This window comes from Pseudomonas sp. CLCA07 (genome assembly GCF_053615335.1).
Genome location: NZ_CM132131.1, coordinates 1,507,079 through 1,531,921, shown reverse-complemented (window position 1 = coordinate 1,531,921; position 24,843 = coordinate 1,507,079). Strand labels below are relative to the sequence as shown.

Genomic DNA, 24,843 nt, shown 5'->3' with positions numbered 1-24,843 from the left:
GCGAAGCAATAGTTCGCCAGTCATACTAAGTGAGTCGAACCACGTTTGCAGCCGACCTCCGGCCCAACGATGCTCTGTTTAATGCTTGATACAGCTTGCTCAGCAAGGCCACGCAAGCAGTCGGGTGGTTTCCCCACCCCACGCCAATACCACAAATGCGCTGTTGGCGATTGGTCCGCCACTCAAGCCATAGGACGGTTTTCGCTTTAAATCCTCTTATAAGATTAATTTCGGTTTTTGGCTCCAGGCCTGACACGGCACTGTCTACAGTGCTTTCGCTCCTGTCGGGCATCTTGCTCCTGTCTTGCTCTGAAATGGGCGCTTTCCACGAGTTGACTCCTCGTCTATGGTTGACTCTTGATTGACCTCCCGGGCCTTATGTTCTGAGGCTTCCAGCGGATTACCCGAGTTTTCGTTTCTACCGTCTTTCTACCCGCGAATGTGAATTTCCCCTTTACGCCTGAACGGGAAGCTGTTTTGAATCCTCACCTATGGTTGTTTTCTGAAAGACCTTGCAGGTCGTGTTCTGTATCCGGATCAAAGGTACGTCAATGAGTGCAAGTTTTTCAGGCATTACGTGGGGCTTTCTCGGCATCGACCGGCGCCTGCTGAAAGTGCAGTTCAGCTTTTTGCTGTTGGTTCTGGGCGGACGGTGCAATCAACTGGCGGTGGCCTGGTGGGCTTTGCAGGAAACAGGCTCTGCGCTCTATTTTGCCAACATGATTGCCTGTTCCATTGCGGCGGAGGTGTTAGCCAAACCCCTGCTGGGATGGCTGGGGGACAAGTACAACAAAATTCTGATCATCAAGCTGGCCTCATGGATCAGCCTGCTGACAGCGCTGTTGATGGTGATGCTATCCGCCACGGGGTCGTTCAGCCCTTGGATGGTGGGCGCGCTGATGATGTTCAGCAGTGCGATCGTTGGCGTGCGCGACCCTCTCCAGGCGTCGATCATTCCTTTGTTTGCAGACGACGATAAAGTCTCCCGGGCCTTTCGGACTAAAAGTGTGATGTCGTCCTTCTCCATTCTGCTGGGGCCGGTACTGGCCAGCGGGTTGATTTACGGGTTCGGTATCACGTTCGCGTTTGCTGCCGATTTTATTGCGATTCTCATCGCCGGGGTGTTGATCGCGACCATCCCGAGCCACATCGGTGCCACTGGCCAAGGCGAAAAATCCCCGAGTGCCAGCGGCTTCAGCATGATCTATTCCGGCTTCAAAGTGGTTTACGGAGTGAAAGTCGAGTTTTACCTGGCCATCATTGCAATGCTGATTAACTTTGCCTTGTTTCCGTTCTTCACCATCCTGATCCCACTGTATGTAAAGGACGTCATCCAGTATCCGGTCACTTACATCGGTCTTCTGGATTCGTGCTTCGGGCTGGGCATTCTGGCGGGCAGTTACAAGATCATCGGCTGGTTATCCGACCGGGTCCCCCGTGACATGTGTGTGTCCGCAGGTTTTGCATTACTGGGGTGCAACTTGGTGGTGGTCGGCACCGTTTCATCGTCGTTCATCGTGCCCGCAGCCTTTTTCTGCGTCGGCGTCGGCCTGATGTTGATCAACATCCCCACCTCCGCTGTGAGGTTGCTGGCGACGCCCAAGCTCCATCGCAACCGGGTTTTTGCCACGGTTTCATTTCTGTCTGCGGCGGCCAGCCCCTTGGGCAGTTTTGCGATGATCACCCTGATCGCCTATCTGGGAGTCGCACTGACAATCACGCTGCTGGGTGTCTTGGTGCTGCTGTTGTCTCTGCTGGTCTTTCTGGTACCCGATTTCAAAACTTTCATGCGCTCCCAGGATACGCAGCTCAATGATGCCTACCTGGACAAATACCCTGAAGCATTTGCGCACTGACGTACCTCGCCGTACGCCTATGGCGACCGCAAAGCCCAGCTGTCTACATCGTGGGTGTGCCTTGCTTGGACGTTGAAAATGGTCCCAGTAGCCATTTTTAATCCTCGACTATGGTTGATTCTTGAATGGCCTTTGCAGGCCTTGAGTTCTGCGGATTGCAACGCATTAAAGCAAGTGGACGCGCGGTTTGGGTGCTGGCTCTGCGGACGGAGCGAGCTTGTCGAGAGCGCCTGTGCCACCAGCAGTTTTTCTCTGGTCATGTCGCCGCTGTGGATTGCAGCCATCTGCCGCTTCAGTTCGTCAAGCTAACGAACACTTCTGGAAGCTCGGGCCAGGCCTTTCCCAGCGAATTGCGATCAAAAAAATGCCGCGTAATGGAGCAGCTGGTACACAACTCCAACGCGGCAAAAAGCTCTGTTTGACGAGAGCGTCGATAACCCCGCAGGGGTTCGGTTTACATGGCCCAGTGCAGCATTGCCAGCACCAGTGCGCCAAGGAATACAGTCTCTCCCACCATCAATAGAATGGGTTTGATCCCCACCGAGGCCAGCTCCTTGAGCTGTGTCTTCATTCCTAGTGCGCTGATGGCAATCACCAGGCACCAGCGCGACAGGCTGTTGCCGGCGTCCTGAACCACCTGTGGAATGACCCCGGTGCTGTTGGCTGCGGCAAGGATTACGAATCCCACCGCGAACCACGGCAGCAGCGGTGGTCGCTTGCTGCCAGGTTCGGCGCCGCGGGCGCGGGTGATCATGGCTGCACAGAGGATCACCGGCAACAACATCGCCACTCGCATCAGTTTCACAACCGTGGCGCTGTCGCCAGTCTCATGGGACATGCTGTAGCCGGCGCCAACCACCTGGGCGACATCGTGAATGGTTCCGCCGAGGAAAAAGCCGGCATGGAGTGGGGTCAGGTTGAAAAACTGGGCGATCATCGGGTAAAGAATCATTGCCACGGTGGACAACGCCGAAACGCCTATAACCGTGAACAGCGTCGCCTGTTCCTTCTTCGCATGACTGGGCAGCGCTGCTGCCAAGGCAAGGGCCGCCGACGCGCCGCAAATCGCGGTGGCGCCTCCGGTAAGGAGGCCGAACAAGGTGTTGAAGCCCATGGCGCGGGCCGCGACGATGGACACCAGGATAGTCACCACGACCGACATTACTACCATCACCACCGGCTGCCAGCCGAGGGCAACGATCTGCTCCAGCGTAATGCGGATGCCGAGCAGCGCAACACCGACCCGGAGGATCTCGCGGGCCGTGAACTCGATGCCCGGCTTGCACACCCCGTCACCGGATAGAAAATTCATCGCCATGCCGAGTAGCAATGCGAAGAGCATCACGGGCGCACCGTAGTGCTCGGAGAGGAACGTGGCCGCTGCGGCGACCATGGCGCTGACGATAAAACCGGGAATCAGCAATTGGCTGCGTACCCCCAGCGAGGTAATGGTTGTTGAACTCATGCAAGACTCTCTTGGATGCAAGGCAGTGGTTGTGTCATGGGCGGCTTGATTGGGGCGTTCATGACATCCTCCCGGCTGGCGTCGCACCTGCGACTGTCGGCACCCGCTTCTGGATATCGCGTTGGTAGTGGCGTTTGCCGTAGCAGAACACGAGGGCTGCGGCGACGCTGATCAGCGGGATCAACTGGAAGGCGCGATCGAGGCCAAAGGCGTCGGCCAGCAAGCCCGTGATATAGGGGCCGGGCCCTTGGCCAAGCAGGTTATTGGCCAGAGCCAGAGTCGCAAAAGCCGTGCCGTGCACCGAGGGGTGGGTCAAGTTGGCAACCATGGCGCCGGCTGGGCCGGACGTGCCAGTGACCACCAGCATAGCCAGAGCGATGACCACCAGTTGCGCCACTCCGGGGGGCAACAGCATGGCCACTGACAGCAATATGCTAGTGATCAGACAGTAGGCGATGGCCAGGGAAATCTTGCGCTCGGGAGCTTTGCGGCACAGGCGGTCGCTGAGGATGCCGCAGAGGATCATGCCGGCGCCACCAGTTAGAATCAGAATGGCGGAGATCATGCCAGCCTGATCGGTGCCCATGTGGTAGTAACGGTTCAGGTAGCTGGGCAACCAGACTATCAACGAGCCGCCGATGAACATCTGCAGGCCGCTGCCGACATAGGCGCTGATTACCGAACGACTAGAGTACAGCGTGCGCAGCGGGCTCTTGCCGCCTGACTCGGCGGATTGGCCTGCGGCCTGATTGCAGTTGCCAAGGCGCGCCTCCTTCACTACCAGTGGATAGATGACGGCGAGCGCCAGGCCGAATGTCGCCATGACGACAAAGGCAGAACGCCAGCCCAGGTGCTCGGCGATGATGCCACCCAGTGCCATGCCCAGTACTGAGCCAAACATGCCGCCAGCCATGAAGGCGCTGATGAGGGTCGCACGCATGTGCTTAGGGAAAACCGAAAGCACCACAGCGACGCCGACGCTGCCATAGGCTGCCTCGCCGATACCAACCAACAACCTGGCGAGGAACATGTGCTGGTAATTTTGCGCAAGGCCGCAGCTCAATGTAGCCAGGCTCCAAAGCGCGGCCATCAGCACCAAGCTGCGGACCCTCCCCCAGCGGTCGGCCATTATTGACAAGGGTACGGCCAACAGACCCACCATCAGAGCGACGATTCCGCTCAGCAGGCCGAGTTGGGCGTCGCTCAGGGTCCACTCGGATTTGAGCAGCGGAAAGATTGCATTGAGCACTTGTCGCGACATGTAATCGGAAATCAGCAGGCCGAAACTCAGTGCGAAGACGACCCAGGCATACAGCCGGGGAGCGCTGACGGTCGACGTTTCGATCTTGTCTGCATGGGCGTGGTGAACAGTCATGGCGTTTCCTTGAATCTGCGCTTCTTGTTGTTATTTGCACGGTCCTGATCGAACTCGTGAACCGGGCCTTGACCTGCGTGCGGCTCGGGCAAACATGGGAATGTGTTACTACCCGCCCGAGCGTTGAGGAAGGCTGGCCCTTAGGCGGTGGGCAGTCGGTAGTCCTGGAACCTCTCACGAAGTTTGTTCTTCAGCATTTTGCCGGTCGCGCCGAGCGGGATACTGTCGACGAACACCACATCGTCCGGAGTCCACCATCTGGCGATCTTGCCTTCATAGAAGCCAAGCAATTCGTCGCGCGAGAGTTCGCTGCCAGGCTTGCGAGTCACCACCAGCAGTGGGCGTTCGTCCCATTTCGGATGGTGGGCTGCGATACACGCAGCCATCGCGACCGCCGGATGAGCCATGGCGATGTTTTCCAGATCAATGGAGCCGATCCACTCACCACCGGACTTGATGACATCCTTGCTGCGGTCGGTAATCTGCATGAAGCCATCGGCGTCGATGGTCGAAACGTCGCCTGTCGGGAACCAACCATCCACCAGCGCATCGCCGGCGTCGCCCTTGAAGTAAGAGGAGATGATCCAGGGCCCACGCACCATCAGCTCGCCCGAGGCTTTGCCGTCGCGGGGGAGCTCCATGCCGTCATCACCGACGATTTTCATGTCGACGCCGTACACGACCCGGCCCTGTTTGGCCTGCAGAACACGGCGCTCGGTACTGTCCAGAGCGAGGTGCCTGGCCTTGGGGGTGCACACGGTCCCGAGCGGGCTCAGCTCGGTCATGCCCCAGACATGCAGCACCTGTACGTCATAGCGGTCCTGGAAGGCCACCATCATGGCCGAAGGGCAGGCAGAGCCGCCGATTACTGTCCGGCGCATGGTCGAAAATGTCTTGCCGGTTGCTTCGACATGGGCGAGCAGGCCTTGCCAGACGGTGGGCACGCCGGCGGACAGGGTGACTTTCTCCGCCTCGAACAACTCGTAGAGCGATTCGCCGTCGAGCAATGGCCCGGGGAATACAAGCTTGGCGCCGACCATGCAGGCCACGTACGGCAAACCCCAGGCGTTGACATGGAACATCGGTACCACCGGCAGGATGGTGTCGCGCGCCGAGCAGTTCAAGGTGTCGGGGAGGGCGGCAGCGTAGGTGTGCAGAATCGTCGAACGGTGGCTGTAGAGCACGCCCTTGGGATTGCCAGTGGTACCGGAGGTGTAGCACAGCGACGATGCGCTGTTCTCATCGAAGGTTGGCCACACGAAGTCATCGGTGTGGGTTTCGATCAAATCTTCGTAGCACAGTAGATCGGGGATCGAAGTAACCGCAGGCATATGCGCTCGGTCCGTCATGAGCACGAAACGGGTGATGGTCGAGACTTTGCCAGCGATGGATTCGACCAGCGGCAGGAAGGTCAGGTCGAAGAAGAGGACGCGGTCCTCGGCGTGGTCGGCAATCCACTTCACCTGGTCGGCATGCAGGCGTGGGTTCAACGTGTGCAGCACGGCACCCGAGCCGGATATGGCGTAGTACAGCTCCATGTGGCGGTAGCCGTTCCAGGCGAGCGTGCCGACGCGGTCACCAAAGCTGACGCCGAGCGTGGCGAGCGCATTGGCCAGGCAGCGTGCGCGCTGCCCGAGGTCGCGGTAGGTCTGTCGATGGATATCGCCTTCGACGCGGCGGGAGACAATCTCCTGGTCGCCATGGTGGCGCTCGGCATGGGTGAGGAGCGTCGAAATAAGCAGCTGCTGTTGCTGCATCAGTCCATTCATGTTGGACACCGTCTTATTGTTGTTCATGTGAAATACCTTGGCGCATAGCCAACGAGGGAACGACTCAGTTGTCGTCCAGTTGTTCGAGGAACTCGAGTAGCAACGCGTTGATCTGCTCTGGCGTTTCTTCCGCCGCGGCGTGGCCCACACCGGGTAGCAGTACCTTCTTGCGCAGCCCGACCAGGTAAGTCTCGAGCTGGTCATACAGCCCACGAATCTGTGGCGGCTCGATCGATGGGTCGTTGGCGCCACCGATGAACATGCTGGGCTGGCTTATCACCGCGCCATCGAGAAAGGCGGAGATCTCCCAGTTGCGGTCGCGGCAGCGGTAGTAGTTCAGGGGGCCGGTGAAGCCTGCACGGGTGTACTCATCCACGTAGTGGTCAATCGCTTGCGGGCTCAACCACGCGGGGAACGCTACAGGGTCGGTGAAGGCATTGAGGATGGGTTCGTCCGGCTCGATGAACAGGCGCCAGCGCTCGGCACCCACCGCATCGCCCGAGACTGAGTAGAAGATGCTGCGCAAGGTCTTGCGCGTGTCGGCGGCCAGTTCACGGTCTGGCTTTTCCAGTTGCTGGAAGTACAGGTGGTGGTAGCCCTTGCCCTTGGCCATCGCCCGCAGTCCGTCCGTGGGCCTGATCCGGCCGCGCGGAGGTACTGGCGTGTTAAGCATGACCAGTGCGCGAAAAAGTTCGGGGCGCAGCATGGCGCAGGACTGGGCTACCCAGGCACCGAGGTCGTGGCCGACGACGATCGCGCAGGTTTCGCCCAGGGCCTCCATCAGGCAGACGATGTCACCCACCGCTTGGCTCATGTCGTAGGCTTCGACCGCAGCAGGGCTGTCGGACAGGCCAAAACCTCGCAGGTCAGGAGCGACCACCCGATAGCCAGCAGATGCCAGGACCGGGATCTGTCGGCGCCACATGTACCAGAGGTAAGGGAATCCATGCAGAAGGATGACCAGGGGCCCCTGGCCTTCCTCGACGTAGTGCATCCGGATGCCGTTGATGTCAACGAAGTGGTGGGCGAACGCGTGCGGAGCGTCAACGTCCCGTAGAGGCTGGTCTTGGATAGGTTCCAAATTCATCGCAGTACTCGTCATATTGTTGTTGTATGGGAAGAGCTTGACGAGATAGGGGTGGTTGAGTTTGGCTATTCAGGACACCAACTTATCAAAACGGGACGGGGTGACCGCATGTCCAGCCTGATTCGCAGTGCCAGTTTGACCGGCTATGCTTCCATCGCCCGCACAGTCGGGCTGGACCCGTTCCGGATGTTGCGGCTGGCCAAATTGCCACCCCGCGTGCTTGACGATCCGAATCTGCTGATCAGCAGCGATTCGATCTGCTGGCTGTTGGAAGAGTCGGCACGGCTTTCCGGCCAGGAAGCCTTTGGCCTGCTGATGGCTGAGCGCCGAGACCTGGCCGACTTTGGCATGCTTGCCCTGATGATGCGCGAGGAACCCACCCTGCGCGCTGCGATGGAATCGTCCGCGCGCTATATGCGGCTGCATAACCCCGGTGTGCAATTGCGCCTTGAAGACGCCGGAGACCTGGTGCTTCTGCATGTGGATATACAGCAGAAGCACCCGGGGCTTTTGCGCCAGGCGGTCGAAATCTCAATGGGCATTTTTGTTCGGTCCTATCGGGCGCTGGCGCACGATGCTTTCAAACCGGTGGCTATCTGTTTCAGCCATGACCGGCCAGCCAGGCTGGACGTCCATCGCCGCGTGCTCGGAACGGCAATCGACTTTGCGCAGGAGTTCAACGGCATTGTCTGCCGGGCTCGTGACGTGGACTTGCCCATTGTCGCAGCCACACCCAAGCTCAATCGAGAAGTGAAGCGCTGGCTGGACATGCAGTTGACGGACCTAGGCGATGAACCCCTGGATCGGGCGCGTCAGGTCATCAGGGTACTGCTGCCCACCGGAACCTGTTCGGTCGATCGCGTCGCCCAGCACTTGGGTCTGCATCGCCGCACACTCAATCGGCGCTTGGCGGAAGTTGGCGAGAGTGGACTTTCTGTGGTCAATGCGGTGCGCGTCGAACTCGCCGAGGAGTACCTGTTGACTAGCAAGCGCAAGCTCTACGAAATCGCGGGCTTGGTGGGTTTCTCATCGGGCGCCGACTTCTCTCGCTGGTTCCGTTGCCATTACGGCATATCCCCGTCGGAGTGGGCCATACAGCATCGTGCGTGCGCGACAACTGGGGCCTCCAAAATGACGCCGCCCCCTCCCGGGAAGCATTGACGAAGCCGGATACCCAGCCGTCCTCGTTGTCCGAAAATGCCAATATGTTGTCCTGTCTTGCAAAAGTTGCGGCGACGGCAATCCCTAGCATCTCTCCAAGTGATCGAAGCGGTGTCATTGGCTCGCTTTGATCCTGTCTGATTTGCCGGGCATGCGATTGCATGCCGGCGTACATCCAGAGACTGGAGATTTCAAATGATAAAAACAACAGCTTTTCAAGTCAGTTCTCCGCCATCCAAGTCCGTGGCACCGGCGATCATCCGCCCTTCAGTTCTTCAAAATTCGATCAAGGTCGAGCTTTGCACGCCTAACATCGGCGCCGAGCTCAGCAACATCAGCCTGGCCGACGCGGCCCAGGATCCTGACATGATCGCGGAGATCCGGGCGCTGTGGCTCAAGCACAAAGTGCTGTTCTTTCGCGACCAGGACATCACTCCGATGGAGCAACAGAACTTCGCCGCGCAGTTCGGCGAACTGGAATCCCATCCCTTTGCTCCGAGCCATCCAGAGGCGGACAAGCTGCTGATGCTGTACCGCAATCTCGACCCGAGCAAACCCAAGGGCTTCGTCGAAAAGGCCAGCCGCGAAAACGCCTGGCATACCGATCTCACCTACAAGAAGGTGCCGGCCCGCGGCGCGGTGTTGCGCTGCGAACTGGGTCCGGACACTGGCGGCGACACCATGTGGTCCAACATGGCGATGGCCTATGCAAACTTGCCTGACGCCATCAAGCAACGGATCGCTGGCCTGTACGCCAAGCACAGTGCCGAGCACAGCTTTGGCGCCCAGATGTCGATCGAAGAACGTCTCGCGATGGCTGCGAAGAGCCCCGCCGTCGAGCACCCGGTGGTGCTCACCCATCCTGAGACGGGCGAAAAGGTGTTGTTCGTCAACTCGTTGCTCACGACCCATTTCTCGAATTTCTTAAACTTCGAGGACATCCGCTACGGCCAGGACTTTATGCCGGAAGCTCATCATTTGATGAACTACCTGACCTCTCAGGCCGCGATTCCGGAATACCAGGTACGTCTGAAGTGGCGAACCAACACGGTTGCCATGTGGGACAACTTGCAAGTCCAGCACTACGCCGTAGCCGATTACGGCAACGCGCCGCGCAAAATGCTCCGCGCCACCTTGGCCGGTACCCCTCTTATCTGACCCACCCAATCCCCAGAGGTCTGCGCCTCGCGCTGGATCTGTCGTGCGCGTACATCGCCGGTCAAGCCGAGTGGTCAGCTTCTGGTAAAACAATAGAAATGGAGATAGTCATGCTTTTTCAACAAATTGAAACTGCCGTCATGCACGGCGAATCGCTGCCTTGGGTTCCCTTCACGCCTTATGCGGACAACGTCTTACTGAAGTACTTCAAGCTCGACCCGATCCGCGGCGAGATGATCGCCCTGATGAAGGCGCCCATCGACATGCAACTGCCGAAGCACCATCACTCCGGTACTGTCATCGTGTACACCCTCGAAGGTCAGTGGAAGTACAAGGAGCACGACTGGGTCGCAGGGCCGGGCAGCATTGTCTACGAGACCGCCGCATCTACCCACACGCCGGAGGTGGTAAGCACTGAAGACGCTGAATACATGCTGACGCTGGTGATCGTGAGCGGAGACCTCATCTTCGTCGATGAGAACGACAAGGTCATGGCTATCGAGAACTGGAAAACCGCGCTTCAGCGCTACCTCGACCACTGCGAAGCGAACGGGATCGAACCTCAGGATCTCACTGCCTTCCACTAAGGCGAAACGGGCCCTCGACGCCGATGACTATTCACCAGACAGGCGTCGAGGCCCCCCCCTTGAACGAGCGGTTTTAACAAGTATTTGATCGTCAGGTTTGCTGCGCCTTTTTCCCAGGCTCCGGCCGTAGGAATCAGGTTAGACGACAGCGATCTCAGGTGTCGATCTGTCCTGCCCACCGAGATCGGGAACAGGAATATTTAGATCCAGGCCCCCAAAAATAATAAGAAATGGAGCTAGTCAAATGAAACACAGTCAGTCCCTCTGTCTGCGTCGTAGTCTGCTCACCTCTGCATTCGCCGCCGGTTTGTGCGCACCTGTGGTGCAGGCGCTCGAAATCGATACCGGTAGTCCAGATTGGTCAATGCGTTTCGATAACACCATCAAGTACAACTACGGCGTGCGCACCGAAAGCGCCGACAAGCGCATGTTGGGGACGCCAAACAACAACGATGGCGACTACAACTTCCGCAAGTCCGGAACCAACATCACCAACCGTGTCGACCTGTTGACCGAGATGGACGTGGTCTACAAAAACGCCATGGGCTTTCGTGTCAGTGCTGCCAGCTGGTACGACAAGGCGTATGAAAACACCGGTTCCAACTCCAACCCGTTCGTTAACGGCAATGACTCACGGTCCGGTCTGGTCGCTAACGACCCACGTCTGGCCGGCGTCACCAACGACAACGTCGGCTTTGGCAGCCCGCACCTGAGCAACTACGCCCAGCGTTATTACACCGGTCCGTCTGGCGAAATTCTCGATGCCTTCGTGTTCTACAGCACCGAAGTGGGCGAGGAGTCGATGTTCAGCGCCAAGGCCGGTCAGCACAACGTGTTCTGGGGCGAGACCATTCTCAATCCGGTGCACTCGGTCAGCTACGGCCAGTCCGGCCTCGACCTGGCCAAGCTGGCGGCGTCGCCGGGTACTGAAGCCAAGGAGCTGTTCGTTCCGCGTAACCAGTTGTCGATGTCGTTTACCGTCAATCCCGAGCTGACCGTCGGTGCCCAGTACTTCCTCGATTGGGACGCCGCGCGTCTGCCGGAAGCGGGCACTTATTACGGTGGTTCCGATCTGATCGGCTTTGGTGCGCAGTCGTTCCTGCTCGGCAACACCAACGGCGTGGTCCCGGGTAGTCCGCTGGGCTGTGGCCTGGCGCCGTGCAACGCGTTGACCAACGTGCGTCGCGGCCATGACCTGACACCGGGCAGCAGCGGCGACTGGGGCGTCATGGCCAAGTGGTCGCCGGCCTGGCTGGATGGCACCCTCGGCGTCTACTACCGCGAGACTTCGGAAATCCTGCCGCAAGCCTGGCTGGATGCCCGGGGCATTACCTCGGCCAACCCCAACGGCACCCGGCCGGCCGGGCAAGTGCCTGCGGTGATCAACACCCTCAATTCGCTGGACACCGCCACCTATCAACTGGCCTATGCCGACAACATCAAGATCCTTGGCCTGAGCTTGTCCAAGGACGTCGGTGGAGTGAGCGTGGGTTCGGACCTGAACATTCGTCACAACATGCCGCTGGCCAGTATCCCGGCGATCGTCAGTACCCACAGCCCGCTGGGCCTGGGTCAAGGGCTGGGCCTGCTGCCTGCACGGACGGACGCCACCGGTGTGGTCTACGACACCCCGAGCCGCGGCGACAGCATGAGCGCCACCGGCGACACCTTGCACTGGACGCTCAACGGTCTGATGACCCTGCCGAAAACGCCGGTGTTCGATTCGGCAACGCTGCTGGCCGAGCTGTACTACAGCAACCTGCTCAAGCTCGATAGCAAGAACGAAGCACTCTACAAGGGCAAGGACAGCTATCGCGGCATCGACGCGCCGACCCGTGACAACTGGGGGCTGGCAGTCAACTTCACACCGACCTGGTACCAGGTATTCCCGGGTGTCGACCTCAATGCGCCGATGTCGGTCAACGTGGGTCTCGCCGGCGTGTCACCGGTCTCCGGTGGCGGTGCCAAGGACACCGGCAACTATGCCGTGGGCGTCGGGGCCGTTGTGTACAACAAATACTTCGTTGACCTGAAGTACGTGGACTCCTTCGGCCAAACCGACAAGTGCAATACCAGTGGCGTGAGCACCGGCCCGACGGGTGGCGATGGCTCTACTCCGAACGCTTTTAGCGGCAACGAAAACTACGCCTGTTTCGCCGGTGGCTACTCGTCCTTCTCCGGAGGAGGTGCCACGACTGAGGACCGTGGCGCCGTGTACCTGACGATGAAAACAACCTTCTGATTCACAACTTTGATTCACCACTGATTTGCTCAATGCAAGCAGGAGAATAACAAGATGAAATTTGCACAAACCGTGTTGGCTGCCTCGCTGGCGATGATCGTCGCCGCCCAGGCACAGGCCGCTGTTTCAACCCAGGAAGCTGCCAAACTGGGCACCAGCCTGACCCTGGTGGGCGCCGAAAAAGCCGGGAACGCTGATGGTTCCATCCCCACCTACAACGGTGGCCTGACCACGCCGCCAGCCAGCTTCAAAGCCGGTGACAGCATGCGCCCGGACCCGTTTGCCAGTGAAAAGCCGCTGCTGGTGATCGACGGCAAGAATGTCGATCAGTACAAGGGCCTGCTCACGGCGACCACGGTAGAACTGGCCAAGCGTTTCCCGACGTTCCGTGTCGACGTGTTCCTGACTCACCGTACCGTTTCGCTGCCCCAGGCCATTCTGGATAACGGCGTGAAGAACGCCAGCGGCGCCAAGTCCCTGGAAGGTGGCCTGGCCATCGACAACGTGCTGCCGGGCGTGCCGTTCCCGATTCCACAATCGGGCAACGAAGCGATGTGGAACTTCCTGCTGCGTTATCAGGGCGTGAGCATCAGCTCCAAGTACGACTCCTGGAACGTCGACTCCGCCGGTGTGCCAAGCCTGGCGACCACCGGGCAAGCGAACATCTCCTACCCGATCTATGAAAACCTCTCGCAGCCGATCAGCAGCGCCGACGTGTACTACCAGATGAAGCTGGCATACACCGGTCCAGCACGCCGGGCCGGCGAGGCGATCATGCTCAAGGACGCCGCCAACCCGTTGCAGCAACCGCGTCGCGCCTGGCAGTACTTGCCGGGGCAGCGTCGGGTAAAGCTGGCTCCGAGCCTGGCTTACGACACACCTAACCCGGGTACCGCCGGCGCAGGCACCTACGATGACGTGTTCGTGTTCAACGGTGCGCTGGATCGCTATGACTGGAAGCTGGTGGGCAAGCAGGAAATGATCGTGCCCTACAACACCTACAAGCTGACCTACGTGCAGGATCCGAAGTCGCTGACCACTGCCAATCACCTGGCACCTGACTTCGTACGCTGGGAAAAACACCGTGTATGGGTCGTGGAAGGCAACCTCAAGGCCGGTGCCCGTCACATCTACGCCAAGCGTCGCTTCTACCTTGACGAAGACAGCTGGACCGCTTTGGCCTCGGATCAATATGACGCCCGTGGTCAGCTCTATCGCGGTTCCTTCGCCTTCCTCAGCCAGAGCTACGACAAGCAGGTTCCGGACTCCACGCCGTTCATGATCTACGACCTGGTCGGTGGTTCATACAACATCAACGGTGTAGTCGGCCCGTACGGCGGCATCAAGTACATCGAGCCGCTCTCCAAGGCCCAGTGGTCTTCGGAATCCCTGGCCGGCGCCGGTATTCGCTAAGCCAACCGCAGAAAAGCCCCCGAACGGTCCGCTGCTCACAAGGTAGCGGGACCGAGCGTGCGCCCGGTTTGAACGTCTGGCACACGGATGTGTGCCCCGGCGCGGTTTTCCGAAGAGGACGCAGTATGTGTTCGTATAAAAATAATATGTTGCAGCTCGCGTTTGGCGTTGTGCTCGGCCTGTCGCAGGGCATCGCCCAGGCGGCCGACTACGTCGATGTGCTGGACCTGCCCGCCAGAGTCATTGCCTTGGCCATCAACAGCCCGTTGTCCGGCATGACCCGCGCCGGTGGGCGCGTGATTACCGTCGGCCAGCGTGGCCATATTCTGTTTTCCGATGATTCGGGAAACCACTGGCAACAGGCCGCCGTACCGGCCAGTGCCGACCTCACTGCGGTGAATTTTCCGACCACCACCCAAGGCTGGGCGGTGGGTAATGACGGCGTGGTGCTGCACAGCAGCGACGCCGGCGCGACTTGGCAAAAGCAACTCGACGGTCGTCAGATCGGCGCCTTGCTGGTCAAGCATTACACGGCGCTGGCCAGCGCCGAACCGGGCAATGAGCAATGGCCCCAGTTGGCTATGGAAGGCCAACGACTAGCTGATCAGGGCGCGGACAAACCGCTGCTCGACGTCTGGTTCGCCAACGACAAAACCGGCTATGTGGTCGGCGTGTTCAACCTGATCCTGCGCACCGACGACGGTGGCCTGACCTGGACGCCATTCCAGGACCGCACCGACAACCCCCAGGGTTTCCACCTCAACGCCATCGCCTCCACCGGCGACGGTTTATACATCGCTGGCGAGCAAGGCCTGCTGCTCAAATGGGACGACAGCGCCCAACGCTTCAATGCCGTGCCGACACCTTATCAAGGCAGCTTTTTCGGCGTGCTTGGCAAGCCTGGCGAAGTGCTGATCTACGGTCTGCGCGGCAACGTGTTGCGCAGCACCGACGGCGGCCAGAGCTGGACTGCGCTGGACACCGGCCTGCACGTCAGCATCACCGCGGGCCTGATCGATGCCCGTGGCAACTATCGCTTGTTCACCCAAGGCGGGCAGATGCTGGTCAGCCAAGGGACGGGCGCGCAGATGCATCTGGTGCGGCAACCGACACCGACGCCGGTCGCCGGTGCCACCCAGTCCGCCGATGGCGCGTTGGTGGTAGCGGGCAGCTGTGGCACCCGGACGCTGTCCGCCGATCCAGCCCTCGAACCCTAAGAGCGAGAACCCAGACATGGGCAATATCAAACAAGACGCCATGCCGGTGATCCGCGACCTGCGGGATTTCGACCAGCGCTCCGGCAACCTCCTCGAGCGGCTGGTGTTCAACTACCGCCCGCTGTTCATGCTGCTGATGGCGCTGGCCACCATGGTGCTGGGCTTCATGGCGGTGACTCGCCTGGAGTTGCGCCCCAGCTTCGAAAAAATGATTCCGCAGAGCCAGCCCTATATCCAGAACTTCCTGGAAAACCGCGCTTCGCTGCGCGGGTTGGGCAACTCGGTGCGCGTCGTGGTCGAGAACACCCAGGGCGATATTTTCGACCCCGAATACCTCGACGTGCTCAAGCAGGTCAACGACCAGCTGTTCCTCACCGAAGGCGTCGACCGCGCGTGGATGAAGTCGCTGTGGAGCCCGGCCGTGCGCTGGACCGAAGTCACCGAGGATGGTTTCCAGGGTGGCCCGGTGATGCCCGACAGTTATCAGGGCTCGCCCTCCGACATTGAACAGTTGCGCCAGAACATCTCCCGCGCCGGTCTGGTGGGTAGCCTGGTGGCCAGCGATTTCAAGTCGACCATGCTGATCGTGCCGCTGATGGACAAAGCCGCCGCCGGTGGTCAACGCATCAACTACCACGCCTTCTCGCAGATGCTCGAAGAGCAGTTGCGCGACAAGATCGAATACGCCGGCGACAGCGCGGCGCGTCAATCCGGGGTCGAAGGCACCGGCCATTACAAGGTCCGGGTGATCGGCTTCGCCAAACTCATGGGCGACCTGATCGACGGCCTGATCCAGGTGATGATGTTCTTCGGCCTGGCCGTGGTCACCTCGCTGATCATCATTTACGCCTACACCCGTTGCGTGCGCAGCACTCTGCTGGTGGTCGGCTGCTCGCTGATCGCGGTGGTCTGGCAACTGGGCATTGTCGCCTGGCTCGGCTACGCCATCGATCCGTACTCGGTGCTGGTGCCGTTCTTGATCTTCGCCATCGGCGTGTCCCACGCCGCGCAGAAGATGAACGGCATCATGCAGGACATCGCCCGTGGCACCCACAAACTGATCGCTGCGCGCTACACCTTCCGTCGTCTGTTCATCGCCGGAGTTACCGCGCTGCTGGCTGACGCCGTGGGCTTCGCCGTGCTGATGCTGATCGATATCCCGGTGATCCAGGATCTGGCGATCACCGCCAGTATTGGTGTCGCCGTGCTGATCTTCACCTCGTTGTTGTTGATGCCGGTGGCGCTGTCCTACGTCGGTGTCGGCGCCAAAGCCGCCGAGCGTGCGCTGAAAATCGACAACCGCGCAGAGAAGCACAAAGGCTTCGGCAGACTGTGGGACGCGCTCGATCGCTTCACCACCGCCAAGTGGGCCACGGGCGCAATAGTGGTCGCGGTGTTGATGGGCATCGGCGGTTACATGGTCAGCCAGAACCTGAAGATCGGCGACCTGGACAGCGGGGCGCCGGAGTTGCGTGCCGACTCGCGCTACAATCGCGACAACGCCTACATCACCCAGCATTACGCGCTGTCCAGCGACCTGTTCGCGGTGATGATCAAGACCGCGCCGGAAGGCTGCCTGAACTACAAGACCCTGGTCCTCGCCGACCGCCTGGCCTGGGAGCTGCAACAGTATCCGGGGGTGCAGGCGACCGCGTCCTTGGTCAACGCGGTACGCCAGATCACCGCTGGCACCTATGAAGGCAATCCCAAGCTCAACAGCATCCAGCGCAATCAGGACGTGCTGAACTACGCCGCGCAACAAGCCTCGGTCAACTCCCCGGAGCTGTTCAACACCGACTGCTCGCTGATGCCGGTGATCACCTTCCTCAAGGATCACAAGGCCGAGACCCTGGACTCGGTGGTTGCCATTGCCGACAAGTTCGCCAAGGAAAACAGCACCGCAGATCGCCAGTTCCTACTCGCCGCCGGTACTGCCGGTATTGAAGCCGCGACCAACATCGTAGTCCGCGAAGCCAACCGCACCATGCTGCTGTATGTGTATGCGGCGGTGACGCTGTTCTGCCTGATCACCTTCCGCAGCTGGCGCGCCACCCTGGTGGCGTTGTTGCCGCTGGTGCTGACCTCGATCCTCTGCGAAGCCTTGATGGTGGCCATGGGCATCGGCGTGAAAGTCGCGACCCTGCCGGTGATCGCCCTCGGCGTGGGCATCGGCGTGGACTACGCCTTGTACCTGCTCAGTGTGCAGTTGCACTTCCAGCGCCAGGGCCTGCCGCTGTCCCAGGCCTACCGCAATGCCGTGTCCTTCACCGGGCGCGTGGTCGGGCTGGTGGGCATCACCCTCGCTGCGGGCGTGGTGTGCTGGGTCTGGTCGCCGATCAAGTTCCAGGCCGACATGGGCATCCTGCTGACCTTCATGTTCCTGTGGAACATGCTCGGCGCGCTGATCCTGATTCCGGCTCTTTCGTATTTCCTGCTGCGCGAACGGGCTCCTGAGCCCGGTTCTGTCGCGGCAACCGAAAACACTGAATCCACTGAACGTCCTGGCATGCCGCATGCCGTGACCACTTCCGAGTAAGCCAAGATGTCTGATTACAAAGCTCCCCTGCGCGACATGCGCTTCGTACTCAACGAGGTTTTCCAGGTGTCCCGGCTCTGGGCACAATTGCCCGGTTTGGCCGAGGTTATCGACGAAGAGACGGCTGCGGCGATACTTGAAGAGGCCGGCAAGATCAGCGCAGATATCATCGCCCCGCTACTACGCAGTGGTGACGAGCAAGGCTGCACCTGGAACGACGGTGCAGTGACCACGCCCGACGGTTTCCCGGCGGCCTACTGTGCCTTTGCCGAAGGTGGCTGGGGCGGTGTCGGTGGCGATCCGGAGTTTGGCGGCATGGGGATGCCCAAGGCGATCTCCGCCCAGATTGAAGAAATGGTCAACTCGGCCAATCTGTCGTTCGGCCTGTACCCGATGCTGACGGCGGGTGCCTGCCTGGCGCTCAAGGCCCACGCCAGCCAGGAACTCAAGGAACGCTATCTGCCAAACATGTACGCCGGCACCTGGACCGGTTCGATGTGCCTGACCGAAGCCCATTCCGGTACTGACCTCGGCCTGATCCGCACCAAAGCCGAACCCCAGGCTGATGGCAGCTACAAAATCAGCGGCAGCAAAATTTTCATCAGCGGTGGTGAACACGATCTGAGCGAAAACATCATCCACCTGGTACTGGCCAAACTACCGGGTGCTCCCGCCGGGGCAAAAGGCATTTCGCTGTTTCTGGTGCCCAAGGTGATGGTCAATGCCAACGGTTCGCTGGGCGAACGTAACTCGCTGTCCTGTGGCTCCATCGAGCACAAGATGGGCATCAAGGCCTCCGCCACATGCGTCATGAACTTTGACGGCGCCACCGGCTGGATCGTCGACGCGCCGAACAAGGGCCTGGCAGCGATGTTCACCATGATGAACTACGAGCGTCTGGGTGTGGGTATCCAGGGTCTGGCGCAGGGCGAGCGTTCGTACCAGAACGCCGTCACCTACGCCCGTGACCGCCTGCAAAGCCGCGCACCGACCGGCGCTCAGCACAAGGACAAAGCCGCCGACCCGATCATCGTGCACCCGGACGTGCGCCGCATGCTGCTAACCATGAAAGCCTTGAACGAAGGCGGCCGTGCGTTCTCCAGCTACGTAGCCCTGCAACTGGACATCGCCAAGTACAGCGAAGACGCACCGACACGCCAGCGCGCGCAGGATCTGGTGTCGCTGCTGACCCCGGTGGCCAAGGCCTTCCTCACCGACATGGGCCTGGAAACCACTCTCCACGGCCAGCAGGTCTTCGGCGGCCACGGCTACATCCGCGAATGGGGTCAGGAGCAACTGGTGCGCGATGTGCGCATCACCCAGATCTACGAAGGCACCAACGGCATCCAGTCCCTGGACTTGGCCGGGCGCAAGATCGTCGGCAGCGGCGGGGCACTCTACAGGCAGTTTGCCGACGAGATTCGCCAGTTCATTCTGAGCGCCAGTACCGATCTGAGCGAGTTCATCCAGCCGTTGAGCGCTGCCTTGGATACGCTCGACGAGTTGACTGCATGGCTGCTGGATCGGGCCCAGAACAACCCGAATGAAATTGGCGCCGCGTCGGTCGAGTACCTGCAGGTGTTTGGCTACACCACTTACGCCTACATGTGGGCACTGATGGCTAAGACGGCCATAGGAAATCAGGCCGAGGATGATTTCTACGTCAGCAAGATGGGCACGGCACGTTTCTATTTCGCTCGCTTGCTACCACGTATCCACTCGCTCAGCGCCTCGGTCAAGGCCGGCAGTGACAGCCTCTATTCGCTGGATGCCGCACAGTTCTGATCATGAGTCAGTTTCAGGAAGAACCAACCGGGTGAAAACAGCTTATTTGCTTCATCCGACAGAGAGATCACATATGAATAGCTTGATCAATTATCGCTGCGAAGGTCCGCTGGCCTTGATCGGCCTCGCCAGTGCTCCTGTCAACGCTCTCGGCCAGGCCTTGCGCGAACAATTGCTGGAGGCCTGTGAACGCGCCGCCGCGGACGCCAGCGTGAAAGCGATTATTCTCCACGGTGAAGGTTCTGTGTTTAGCGCCGGCGCTGACATTTCCGAGTTTGGTAGCCCTGCGTCCTTCGCCAAGCCGGACCTGCCAAGTCTGCTGACTCGTCTTACCGAGTTAGACAAACCGCTAATCGCCGCCATCGGTGGCTTGGCATTGGGCGGTGGGCTGGAGCTCGCCATGGCCTGCGGCTACCGGGTGGCTGAAGCCAGCGCGCGCCTGGGCCTGCCGGAAATCAAGCTTGGCTTGCTGCCTGGCGCTGGTGGTACGCAGCGTTTGCCGCGTCTGATTGGCGCCGCTGCGGCACTGAAATTTATTGCGTCCGGCCAGCCGATCGGCACCCATCGAGCACTGGTGTTGGGGCTGCTCGATTGGGTGGCACCCACCGCGGATAGCTTGCTCGAAACGGCCAAGGCATTGGCCGCAGCACTGATTCCCAGACAGGCGCCGGGCCGCCCGTGCCGCCCGAACTGGCCGCACCCAACCCCGGGCACAGCCTTGCTGCCGGGCTATTTCGCCGACTATCGCGCGGAGAATCTGTCGCGCTGGATAGGCCAGAGCGCACCTCAGCGGGTGGTGGCGGCGATTGAAGCAGCCTGCAACCTGCCATTGGCCGAGGGCCTGGCCAGAGAGGGCGAACTGTTCAAAGAGGCCGAGGCCTCCAGCGAGTCCGAGGCCCTGCGCCATGTGTTCTTCGCCGAGCGTGAAGTCGGCAAGCTGCCGGGGCTGGACGCCGGCACGTCGATTCGTCCGGTCAACCGGGTCGCGGTCATTGGTGCCGGCACCATGGGCGGCGGGATTGCCATGAACTTCGCCAATGCGGGCATGGCGGTGACGCTGCTGGAGCTCAAGGCCGATGCCCTTGAGCGCGGCCTGGCACTAATCCGCAAAAACTACGAAACCAGTGTCCAGCGCGGCAAGTTGACAGCCGAGCAGATGGAGCAGCGACTGGCACTGATCCACGGTACTCTGGACTACGCCGATATTGCCGACGCTGACCTGGTGATCGAAGCCGTGTTCGAGAACCTGTCCATCAAGCAGCAGGTGTTTCGTGCCCTGGACGAGGTGTGCAAGCCAGGTGCGATTCTCGCTAGCAATACCTCCACCCTGGATGTCGACGTCATTGCCGCCGTTACGCGCCGGCCACAGGACGTCGTCGGTCTGCATTTCTTCAGTCCGGCCAATGTCATGCGTCTGCTTGAAGTAGTGCGCGGCACGGCCACGGCCGCCGATGTCCTGGCCACCACGCTGAAAGTCGCCAAACGCATCGGCAAAATCCCGGTGGTGTCCGGAGTGTGCTTCGGCTTCATTGGCAACCGCATGCTCGAACCCTATTCCCGCGAGGCGCACCGTCTGCTGCTGGAAGGCGCCACGCCTGCGCAGATTGACAATGTACTCACCAGTCTTGGCATGGCGATGGGCGTCTTTGCCATGCACGATCTGGCGGGTATCGATGTCAGCTTCCTGGTTCGTGAGTCGCGCCGCGAGGTCATTGCCCACGACCCTGGCTACTGCAAGCTCGCCGACGCGCTGTACGCCCTCGGCCGTTATGGCCAGAAAACCAACCGCGGCTATTACCTCTACGAAGGCCGCGAGCGCAAGGATGACACGCAAGTGGTGACACTGACCGAGCAGATTGCGGGCGAATTGGGCATACAGCGCCGCGTTATCAGCGATCAGGAAATCCACGACCGCTGCCTGTTGATGCTGATCAACGAAGGCATCCAGTTGCTCGACGAAGGTATCGCCCAGCGCAGCAGCGACATCGATTTGGTCTGGATCAATGGCTACGGCTTCCCGGCCTGGCGCGGCGGCCCGCTGCACTACGCCGAAGGGTTGGGGATGGCCCAAGTGCTGGAGCGTATCCAGCATTACCGCGAGACCCTTGGCGCATACGGTGCGATATGGTTCCAGCCAGCACATTTGCTGGAGCGCCTGGTCGAATCTGGCAAGACAGTCATCGAACGTATCTGATCTTTGCGGCCATTGGCGGCCATCGCAAACTGACCGCCCTTCGCTCTTCCAGGAAACTCAGATCAGAAAGTATCGGGGGGATGAGGGACGGCCGTAGTAAATACATTGGATAAATACTGATTGCTTGGTTCTAAACCGTTAGCCAAGCGATGCGGTTCTATGGCGGCTCCAACGAAGTTATGAAAGAGCTGATATCCCGCGCCCTGTAACCCGTAGAGGTTCAACCAGCCCCTACCGGTAGCGCTTGATCAAATGTAGCCCTCGGGCCTTTTCCAGCCGGCTCGCTGTCTTACCCATTTTGACCGTCTGCTTGTGGCCGATTCTGTTGAAAAAGTCGGTCTGCCCAAACTGTCTGATCATTGACTGGTGAAAGCGCCTTTTTGGCACGCTGCTACGTGAAGTCCGAGTCCGGAAGTCTCTGCCAAAAGTAAAGATTTCAATCTCGGACGCGTACTTTTCTGATCCGCAACCATGGTCGACTGTTTTCAACAGAATCGACCGATTGTTGCCTGTTGCCAACCGGCAATGGGCAGCTCTCTACGAGTAATGGTTACGAAGCATTCTGATCAATTCCTATGCAACGGGAGATCAAGTGCTGCGCATTTTTCCACTCCCGTCTCCCGGCCAAATTGCTAGGATATCCGGTGTGTATCTGGAAAAGGAGGTCATCATTTGGCGAGGCGCTTGGTAATTGCATCGCATATGATCCTCGGTTGTTGTATCGCACTTGATGTCCTCCCTACGTTGGCGGTTCGACGTATCAGATCGAACCGACGTATAGATGGGAATGCCAAGTGGGGCGCAGCTTATGGCCTTATAACTTTCTGTTCAGAGCGTCAGGACTAAACAACAACCAACCGCCGAAATAGGGTCGTATATACCGAAGACGCGGGGCCCGAATTACCCCCTAGGGGCCACCCCCACGGGAGGACCCGTTAAATTTATGGAAAGCCAACGATCTGGTGCAATGAAGGTGCCGGGCGTGTCTCGGTGACCATTCAGACATCGGATTTTTTTCCGACTCTTGCTGACTTCCTATGCGCAATCACTTCGCCAGTCGTGCCCTTTTTGTGCAGTCGTGCCCATGCCTAAGGCTGGGCACAACTGAGGGCACGAGGGCACGACTGGAGAAAAAGCGCTGAATGCTTTGGCGATAGGTAACGGCGTGCTAACGCTCGGAGCGTTACTTTTTCGATAGCTGACACTGTGGACTTTGACAGTAGATACGCTCAAAACTGAGCGCATCACGGGGTGCAGGACTTGCACCCTGTAGACGGGGAGCCGACACGCCACTTCACGCGCTTTGCCGTTTTGAATCCTCTAGTAAGATTAATTTCTGTTTTCGGCTACAGGCCAAACAGTCCGCCGTCTGTAGGCCCTTTGGGGGTCGGTCGGCATCTTGCTCCTGTCTTGCTCTGCACTGGGCTTTTCCACAGATTTAATCCTCGTCTATGGTTGATTTTTGAAAGGCCTTGAAGCCCTTACGCGACGCGGCGCCAAAGGATTACCCGAGTTTGTGCTTCTACCGTCCTTCAACCCGGGAAAGAGGAATTACGCCTCGGTGTCTGAACGAGAGGCTGTTTTTAAATCCTCTCGTATGGTTGTTTCTTGAAAGGCAGTGCAGCCTTTGCTCTGTAAGGCCTGTAGAGGATTACCGGAATCTCCGGATCTAACACCGGTCAACCTGAGCCGTGACCAAATTGAACCCGTATCTAACGGTGCCCGGAGATACCTTCGGGTTACCTTGGCGCCTCAGGAGGCGAAGCGGTCATATCCAGCGTCCGTTTTTGGCCGATTGCTGCCTGTAATGACGGGCTGCAAACGACCCAAGGCGGTCTGTAAGGCATTGCGATGTTGCGAGAAGAAAAGCGATGCCTATCGGGGTGAAACAATGACCCTCGTTAACAAACACGTCAGAAATCCCACCCAGGATCTGGAGTTTGAGGTTTGTGAGAGCTCACACCGGGTATTCACTGTGGCGTAAGCCCAGGCAGCAAAAAGCATGGATTAGACCGGAGCAACCTGAACAACGACAGGCTGCCGCTCCAGATTCAGCGCCAGCACACTCGCCAACACCACCAGCCCGCCGACTACGATCATCAGAGTCGGCCGCTCTCCAAGCGCATAGGACGCTATGACCATCGCCGTCGGCGGCGTCAAGTACAGCGTCATCGTCGCCCGGCTCAAATCGACATGCGCCAGCACATACGCCCAGGACAGGTAGGCCAGGGCGCTGGGGAAAACGCCCAGGGCGATCACCGCAAACTGCACGCGCACCGGCGCAAGGGTGACTTGCTCCACCAGGCCTGGCAGGAAAACCAGCAACAGCAGCGTCCCCGACCACACCGTGTAACACACCAGCGTCAGCCCGTCGTAACGCCCTGTGTGATGCTTTTGCAGGGCAAAGTAGAGGCTCCAGGACACCGCTGACAGCAGGATCAGCAAGCCGTGGGCGTCGAGGCTTCCCAGGCCATGATCGCCCGCCACCACAATCACCACGCCAAACAACCCGAGCAGCACACAACCCCAGCGCCACAGGCTCACCCGATCCTTGAATACGAAACGCGCAATCAATGTGCTGAACAGCGGCGTGGTCTGGGCCAATACGCTCGAAGCGCCAGCACTGACACCCTGTTGCCCGAAGTTGATCGCCACGTGGTGCAGGCTTACGGCAAAGAAACCCAGGCCGAACATCAGCGGTAAGTCTCGAAGGCTGGGCAGGCGAATGCCTTTGAAAATCGCGACGACGGCCATGAATACGGAGGCCAGCAAGAAGCGCAGGAGTGCCAGATGCACAGGGTCGTAGGCCAGCAAGCCGATATGGATGCCGGTCGGGGAATAGCCCCAGCACGCCACGACAAACGCCATGGCCAGGATGATTTTCAAAGGGGAGGGCGTGAGTGGCTTCATGTTGGGGCGCCGATGGGAGGTGCACTGAGTATCAGAACCCTGATTGCTCGCCACAACTGACTTATACTGCGCCAACCGTTCACTTTTG

General features: G+C 59.6%; 15 protein-coding genes and 1 pseudogene. 11 read left to right on the top strand and 5 right to left on the bottom strand.

Annotated features, from left to right (window positions below; translation table 11 throughout):
* Positions 1-521: 521 nt before the first annotated feature.
* Positions 522-1,856, top strand: coding sequence for an MFS transporter (locus ACWGZX_RS06985; RefSeq protein ID WP_452628974.1), 1,335 nt, complete (start codon positions 522-524; stop codon positions 1,854-1,856).
* A gap of 454 nt (positions 1,857-2,310) precedes the next feature.
* On the opposite strand, the gene ACWGZX_RS06980 is transcribed toward ACWGZX_RS06985, so the two are convergent.
* The 4 genes from ACWGZX_RS06980 to ACWGZX_RS06965 all read right to left on the bottom strand — a co-directional run bounded on the left by ACWGZX_RS06980 (position 2,311) and on the right by ACWGZX_RS06965 (position 7,552).
* Positions 2,311-3,321 carry a YeiH family protein gene (locus ACWGZX_RS06980; protein WP_452627801.1) on the bottom strand — a complete coding sequence of 337 codons (1,011 nt, stop codon included), beginning with the start codon at positions 3,319-3,321 and terminating at the stop codon, positions 2,311-2,313.
* A 58-nt stretch (positions 3,322-3,379) separates the two neighbouring features.
* Positions 3,380-4,696, bottom strand: coding sequence for an MFS transporter (locus ACWGZX_RS06975; protein ID WP_452627800.1), 1,317 nt, complete (start codon positions 4,694-4,696; stop codon positions 3,380-3,382).
* 140 nt (positions 4,697-4,836) lie between these two features.
* Positions 4,837-6,492 (bottom strand): 3-(methylthio)propionyl-CoA ligase, encoded by a 1,656-nt coding sequence (locus tag ACWGZX_RS06970; RefSeq protein ID WP_452627799.1) that lies wholly within the window; start codon positions 6,490-6,492, stop codon positions 4,837-4,839.
* 37 nt (positions 6,493-6,529) lie between these two features.
* Entirely contained in the window at positions 6,530-7,552 is a 1,023-nt protein-coding gene (locus ACWGZX_RS06965) for an alpha/beta fold hydrolase (protein WP_452627798.1), read from the bottom strand.
* A gap of 108 nt (positions 7,553-7,660) precedes the next feature.
* On the opposite strand from ACWGZX_RS06965, the gene ACWGZX_RS06960 reads away from it, so the two are divergent.
* The 10 genes and pseudogenes from ACWGZX_RS06960 to ACWGZX_RS06915 form a co-directional block, all read left to right on the top strand.
* The gene (locus ACWGZX_RS06960) at positions 7,661-8,713 is read left to right on the top strand and encodes an AraC family transcriptional regulator (RefSeq protein ID WP_452627797.1); all 1,053 of its coding nucleotides are present in this window, start codon (positions 7,661-7,663) and stop codon (positions 8,711-8,713) included.
* 285 nt (positions 8,714-8,998) lie between these two features.
* On the top strand, positions 8,999-9,871 hold the full coding sequence (locus ACWGZX_RS06955) for a TauD/TfdA dioxygenase family protein (protein WP_452628973.1): 873 nt from the start codon (positions 8,999-9,001) through the stop codon (positions 9,869-9,871).
* 110 nt (positions 9,872-9,981) lie between these two features.
* Positions 9,982-10,458 (top strand): 2,4'-dihydroxyacetophenone dioxygenase family protein, encoded by a 477-nt coding sequence (locus tag ACWGZX_RS06950; RefSeq protein ID WP_452627796.1) that lies wholly within the window; start codon positions 9,982-9,984, stop codon positions 10,456-10,458.
* A gap of 244 nt (positions 10,459-10,702) precedes the next feature.
* The gene (locus ACWGZX_RS06945) at positions 10,703-12,700 is read left to right on the top strand and encodes a DUF1302 domain-containing protein (protein ID WP_452627795.1); all 1,998 of its coding nucleotides are present in this window, start codon (positions 10,703-10,705) and stop codon (positions 12,698-12,700) included.
* Between the two features lie 54 nt (positions 12,701-12,754).
* The gene (locus ACWGZX_RS06940) at positions 12,755-14,113 is read left to right on the top strand and encodes a DUF1329 domain-containing protein (RefSeq protein ID WP_452627794.1); all 1,359 of its coding nucleotides are present in this window, start codon (positions 12,755-12,757) and stop codon (positions 14,111-14,113) included.
* 125 nt (positions 14,114-14,238) lie between these two features.
* A complete protein-coding gene (locus ACWGZX_RS06935) occupies positions 14,239-15,330 on the top strand; it encodes a WD40/YVTN/BNR-like repeat-containing protein (protein WP_452627793.1) in 1,092 nt (363 codons plus the stop codon).
* A 16-nt stretch (positions 15,331-15,346) separates the two neighbouring features.
* Complete coding sequence (locus ACWGZX_RS06930) at positions 15,347-17,866, top strand: efflux RND transporter permease subunit (protein WP_452627792.1); 2,520 nt, start codon at positions 15,347-15,349, stop codon at positions 17,864-17,866.
* A gap of 6 nt (positions 17,867-17,872) precedes the next feature.
* Positions 17,873-19,651 (top strand): acyl-CoA dehydrogenase C-terminal domain-containing protein, encoded by a 1,779-nt coding sequence (locus ACWGZX_RS06925; protein WP_452627791.1) that lies wholly within the window; start codon positions 17,873-17,875, stop codon positions 19,649-19,651.
* A gap of 73 nt (positions 19,652-19,724) precedes the next feature.
* Positions 19,725-21,845, top strand: a complete 2,121-nt coding sequence (locus tag ACWGZX_RS06920; protein WP_452627790.1) for a 3-hydroxyacyl-CoA dehydrogenase NAD-binding domain-containing protein — start codon at positions 19,725-19,727, stop codon at positions 21,843-21,845.
* 1,840 nt (positions 21,846-23,685) lie between these two features.
* Positions 23,686-23,799 (top strand): annotated as a pseudogene (locus ACWGZX_RS06915) (thymidylate kinase); the annotation flags it as partial.
* Positions 23,800-23,852: 53 nt separating this feature from the next.
* Here ACWGZX_RS06915 and ACWGZX_RS06910 read toward each other — a convergent pair.
* A complete protein-coding gene (locus ACWGZX_RS06910; RefSeq protein WP_452627789.1) occupies positions 23,853-24,755 on the bottom strand; it encodes a DMT family transporter in 903 nt (300 codons plus the stop codon).
* Positions 24,756-24,843 lie beyond the last annotated feature (88 nt).

Excerpts from the sequence above, each read along its gene's own strand:
- ACWGZX_RS06980 (WP_452627801.1), bottom strand. The coding sequence starts at position 3,321 with ATGAGTTCAACAACCATTACCTCGCTGGGGGTACGCAGCCAATTGCTG.
- ACWGZX_RS06975 (WP_452627800.1), bottom strand. The coding sequence starts at position 4,696 with ATGACTGTTCACCACGCCCATGCAGACAAGATCGAAACGTCGACCGTC.
- ACWGZX_RS06970 (WP_452627799.1), bottom strand. The coding sequence starts at position 6,492 with ATGAACAACAATAAGACGGTGTCCAACATGAATGGACTGATGCAGCAA.
- ACWGZX_RS06965 (WP_452627798.1), bottom strand. The coding sequence starts at position 7,552 with ATGAATTTGGAACCTATCCAAGACCAGCCTCTACGGGACGTTGACGCT.
- ACWGZX_RS06960 (WP_452627797.1), top strand. The coding sequence starts at position 7,661 with ATGTCCAGCCTGATTCGCAGTGCCAGTTTGACCGGCTATGCTTCCATC.
- ACWGZX_RS06950 (WP_452627796.1), top strand. The coding sequence starts at position 9,982 with ATGCTTTTTCAACAAATTGAAACTGCCGTCATGCACGGCGAATCGCTG.
- ACWGZX_RS06945 (WP_452627795.1), top strand. The coding sequence starts at position 10,703 with ATGAAACACAGTCAGTCCCTCTGTCTGCGTCGTAGTCTGCTCACCTCT.
- ACWGZX_RS06940 (WP_452627794.1), top strand. The coding sequence starts at position 12,755 with ATGAAATTTGCACAAACCGTGTTGGCTGCCTCGCTGGCGATGATCGTC.
- ACWGZX_RS06935 (WP_452627793.1), top strand. The coding sequence starts at position 14,239 with ATGTGTTCGTATAAAAATAATATGTTGCAGCTCGCGTTTGGCGTTGTG.
- ACWGZX_RS06930 (WP_452627792.1), top strand. The coding sequence starts at position 15,347 with ATGGGCAATATCAAACAAGACGCCATGCCGGTGATCCGCGACCTGCGG.
- ACWGZX_RS06925 (WP_452627791.1), top strand. The coding sequence starts at position 17,873 with ATGTCTGATTACAAAGCTCCCCTGCGCGACATGCGCTTCGTACTCAAC.
- ACWGZX_RS06920 (WP_452627790.1), top strand. The coding sequence starts at position 19,725 with ATGAATAGCTTGATCAATTATCGCTGCGAAGGTCCGCTGGCCTTGATC.
- ACWGZX_RS06910 (WP_452627789.1), bottom strand. The coding sequence starts at position 24,755 with ATGAAGCCACTCACGCCCTCCCCTTTGAAAATCATCCTGGCCATGGCG.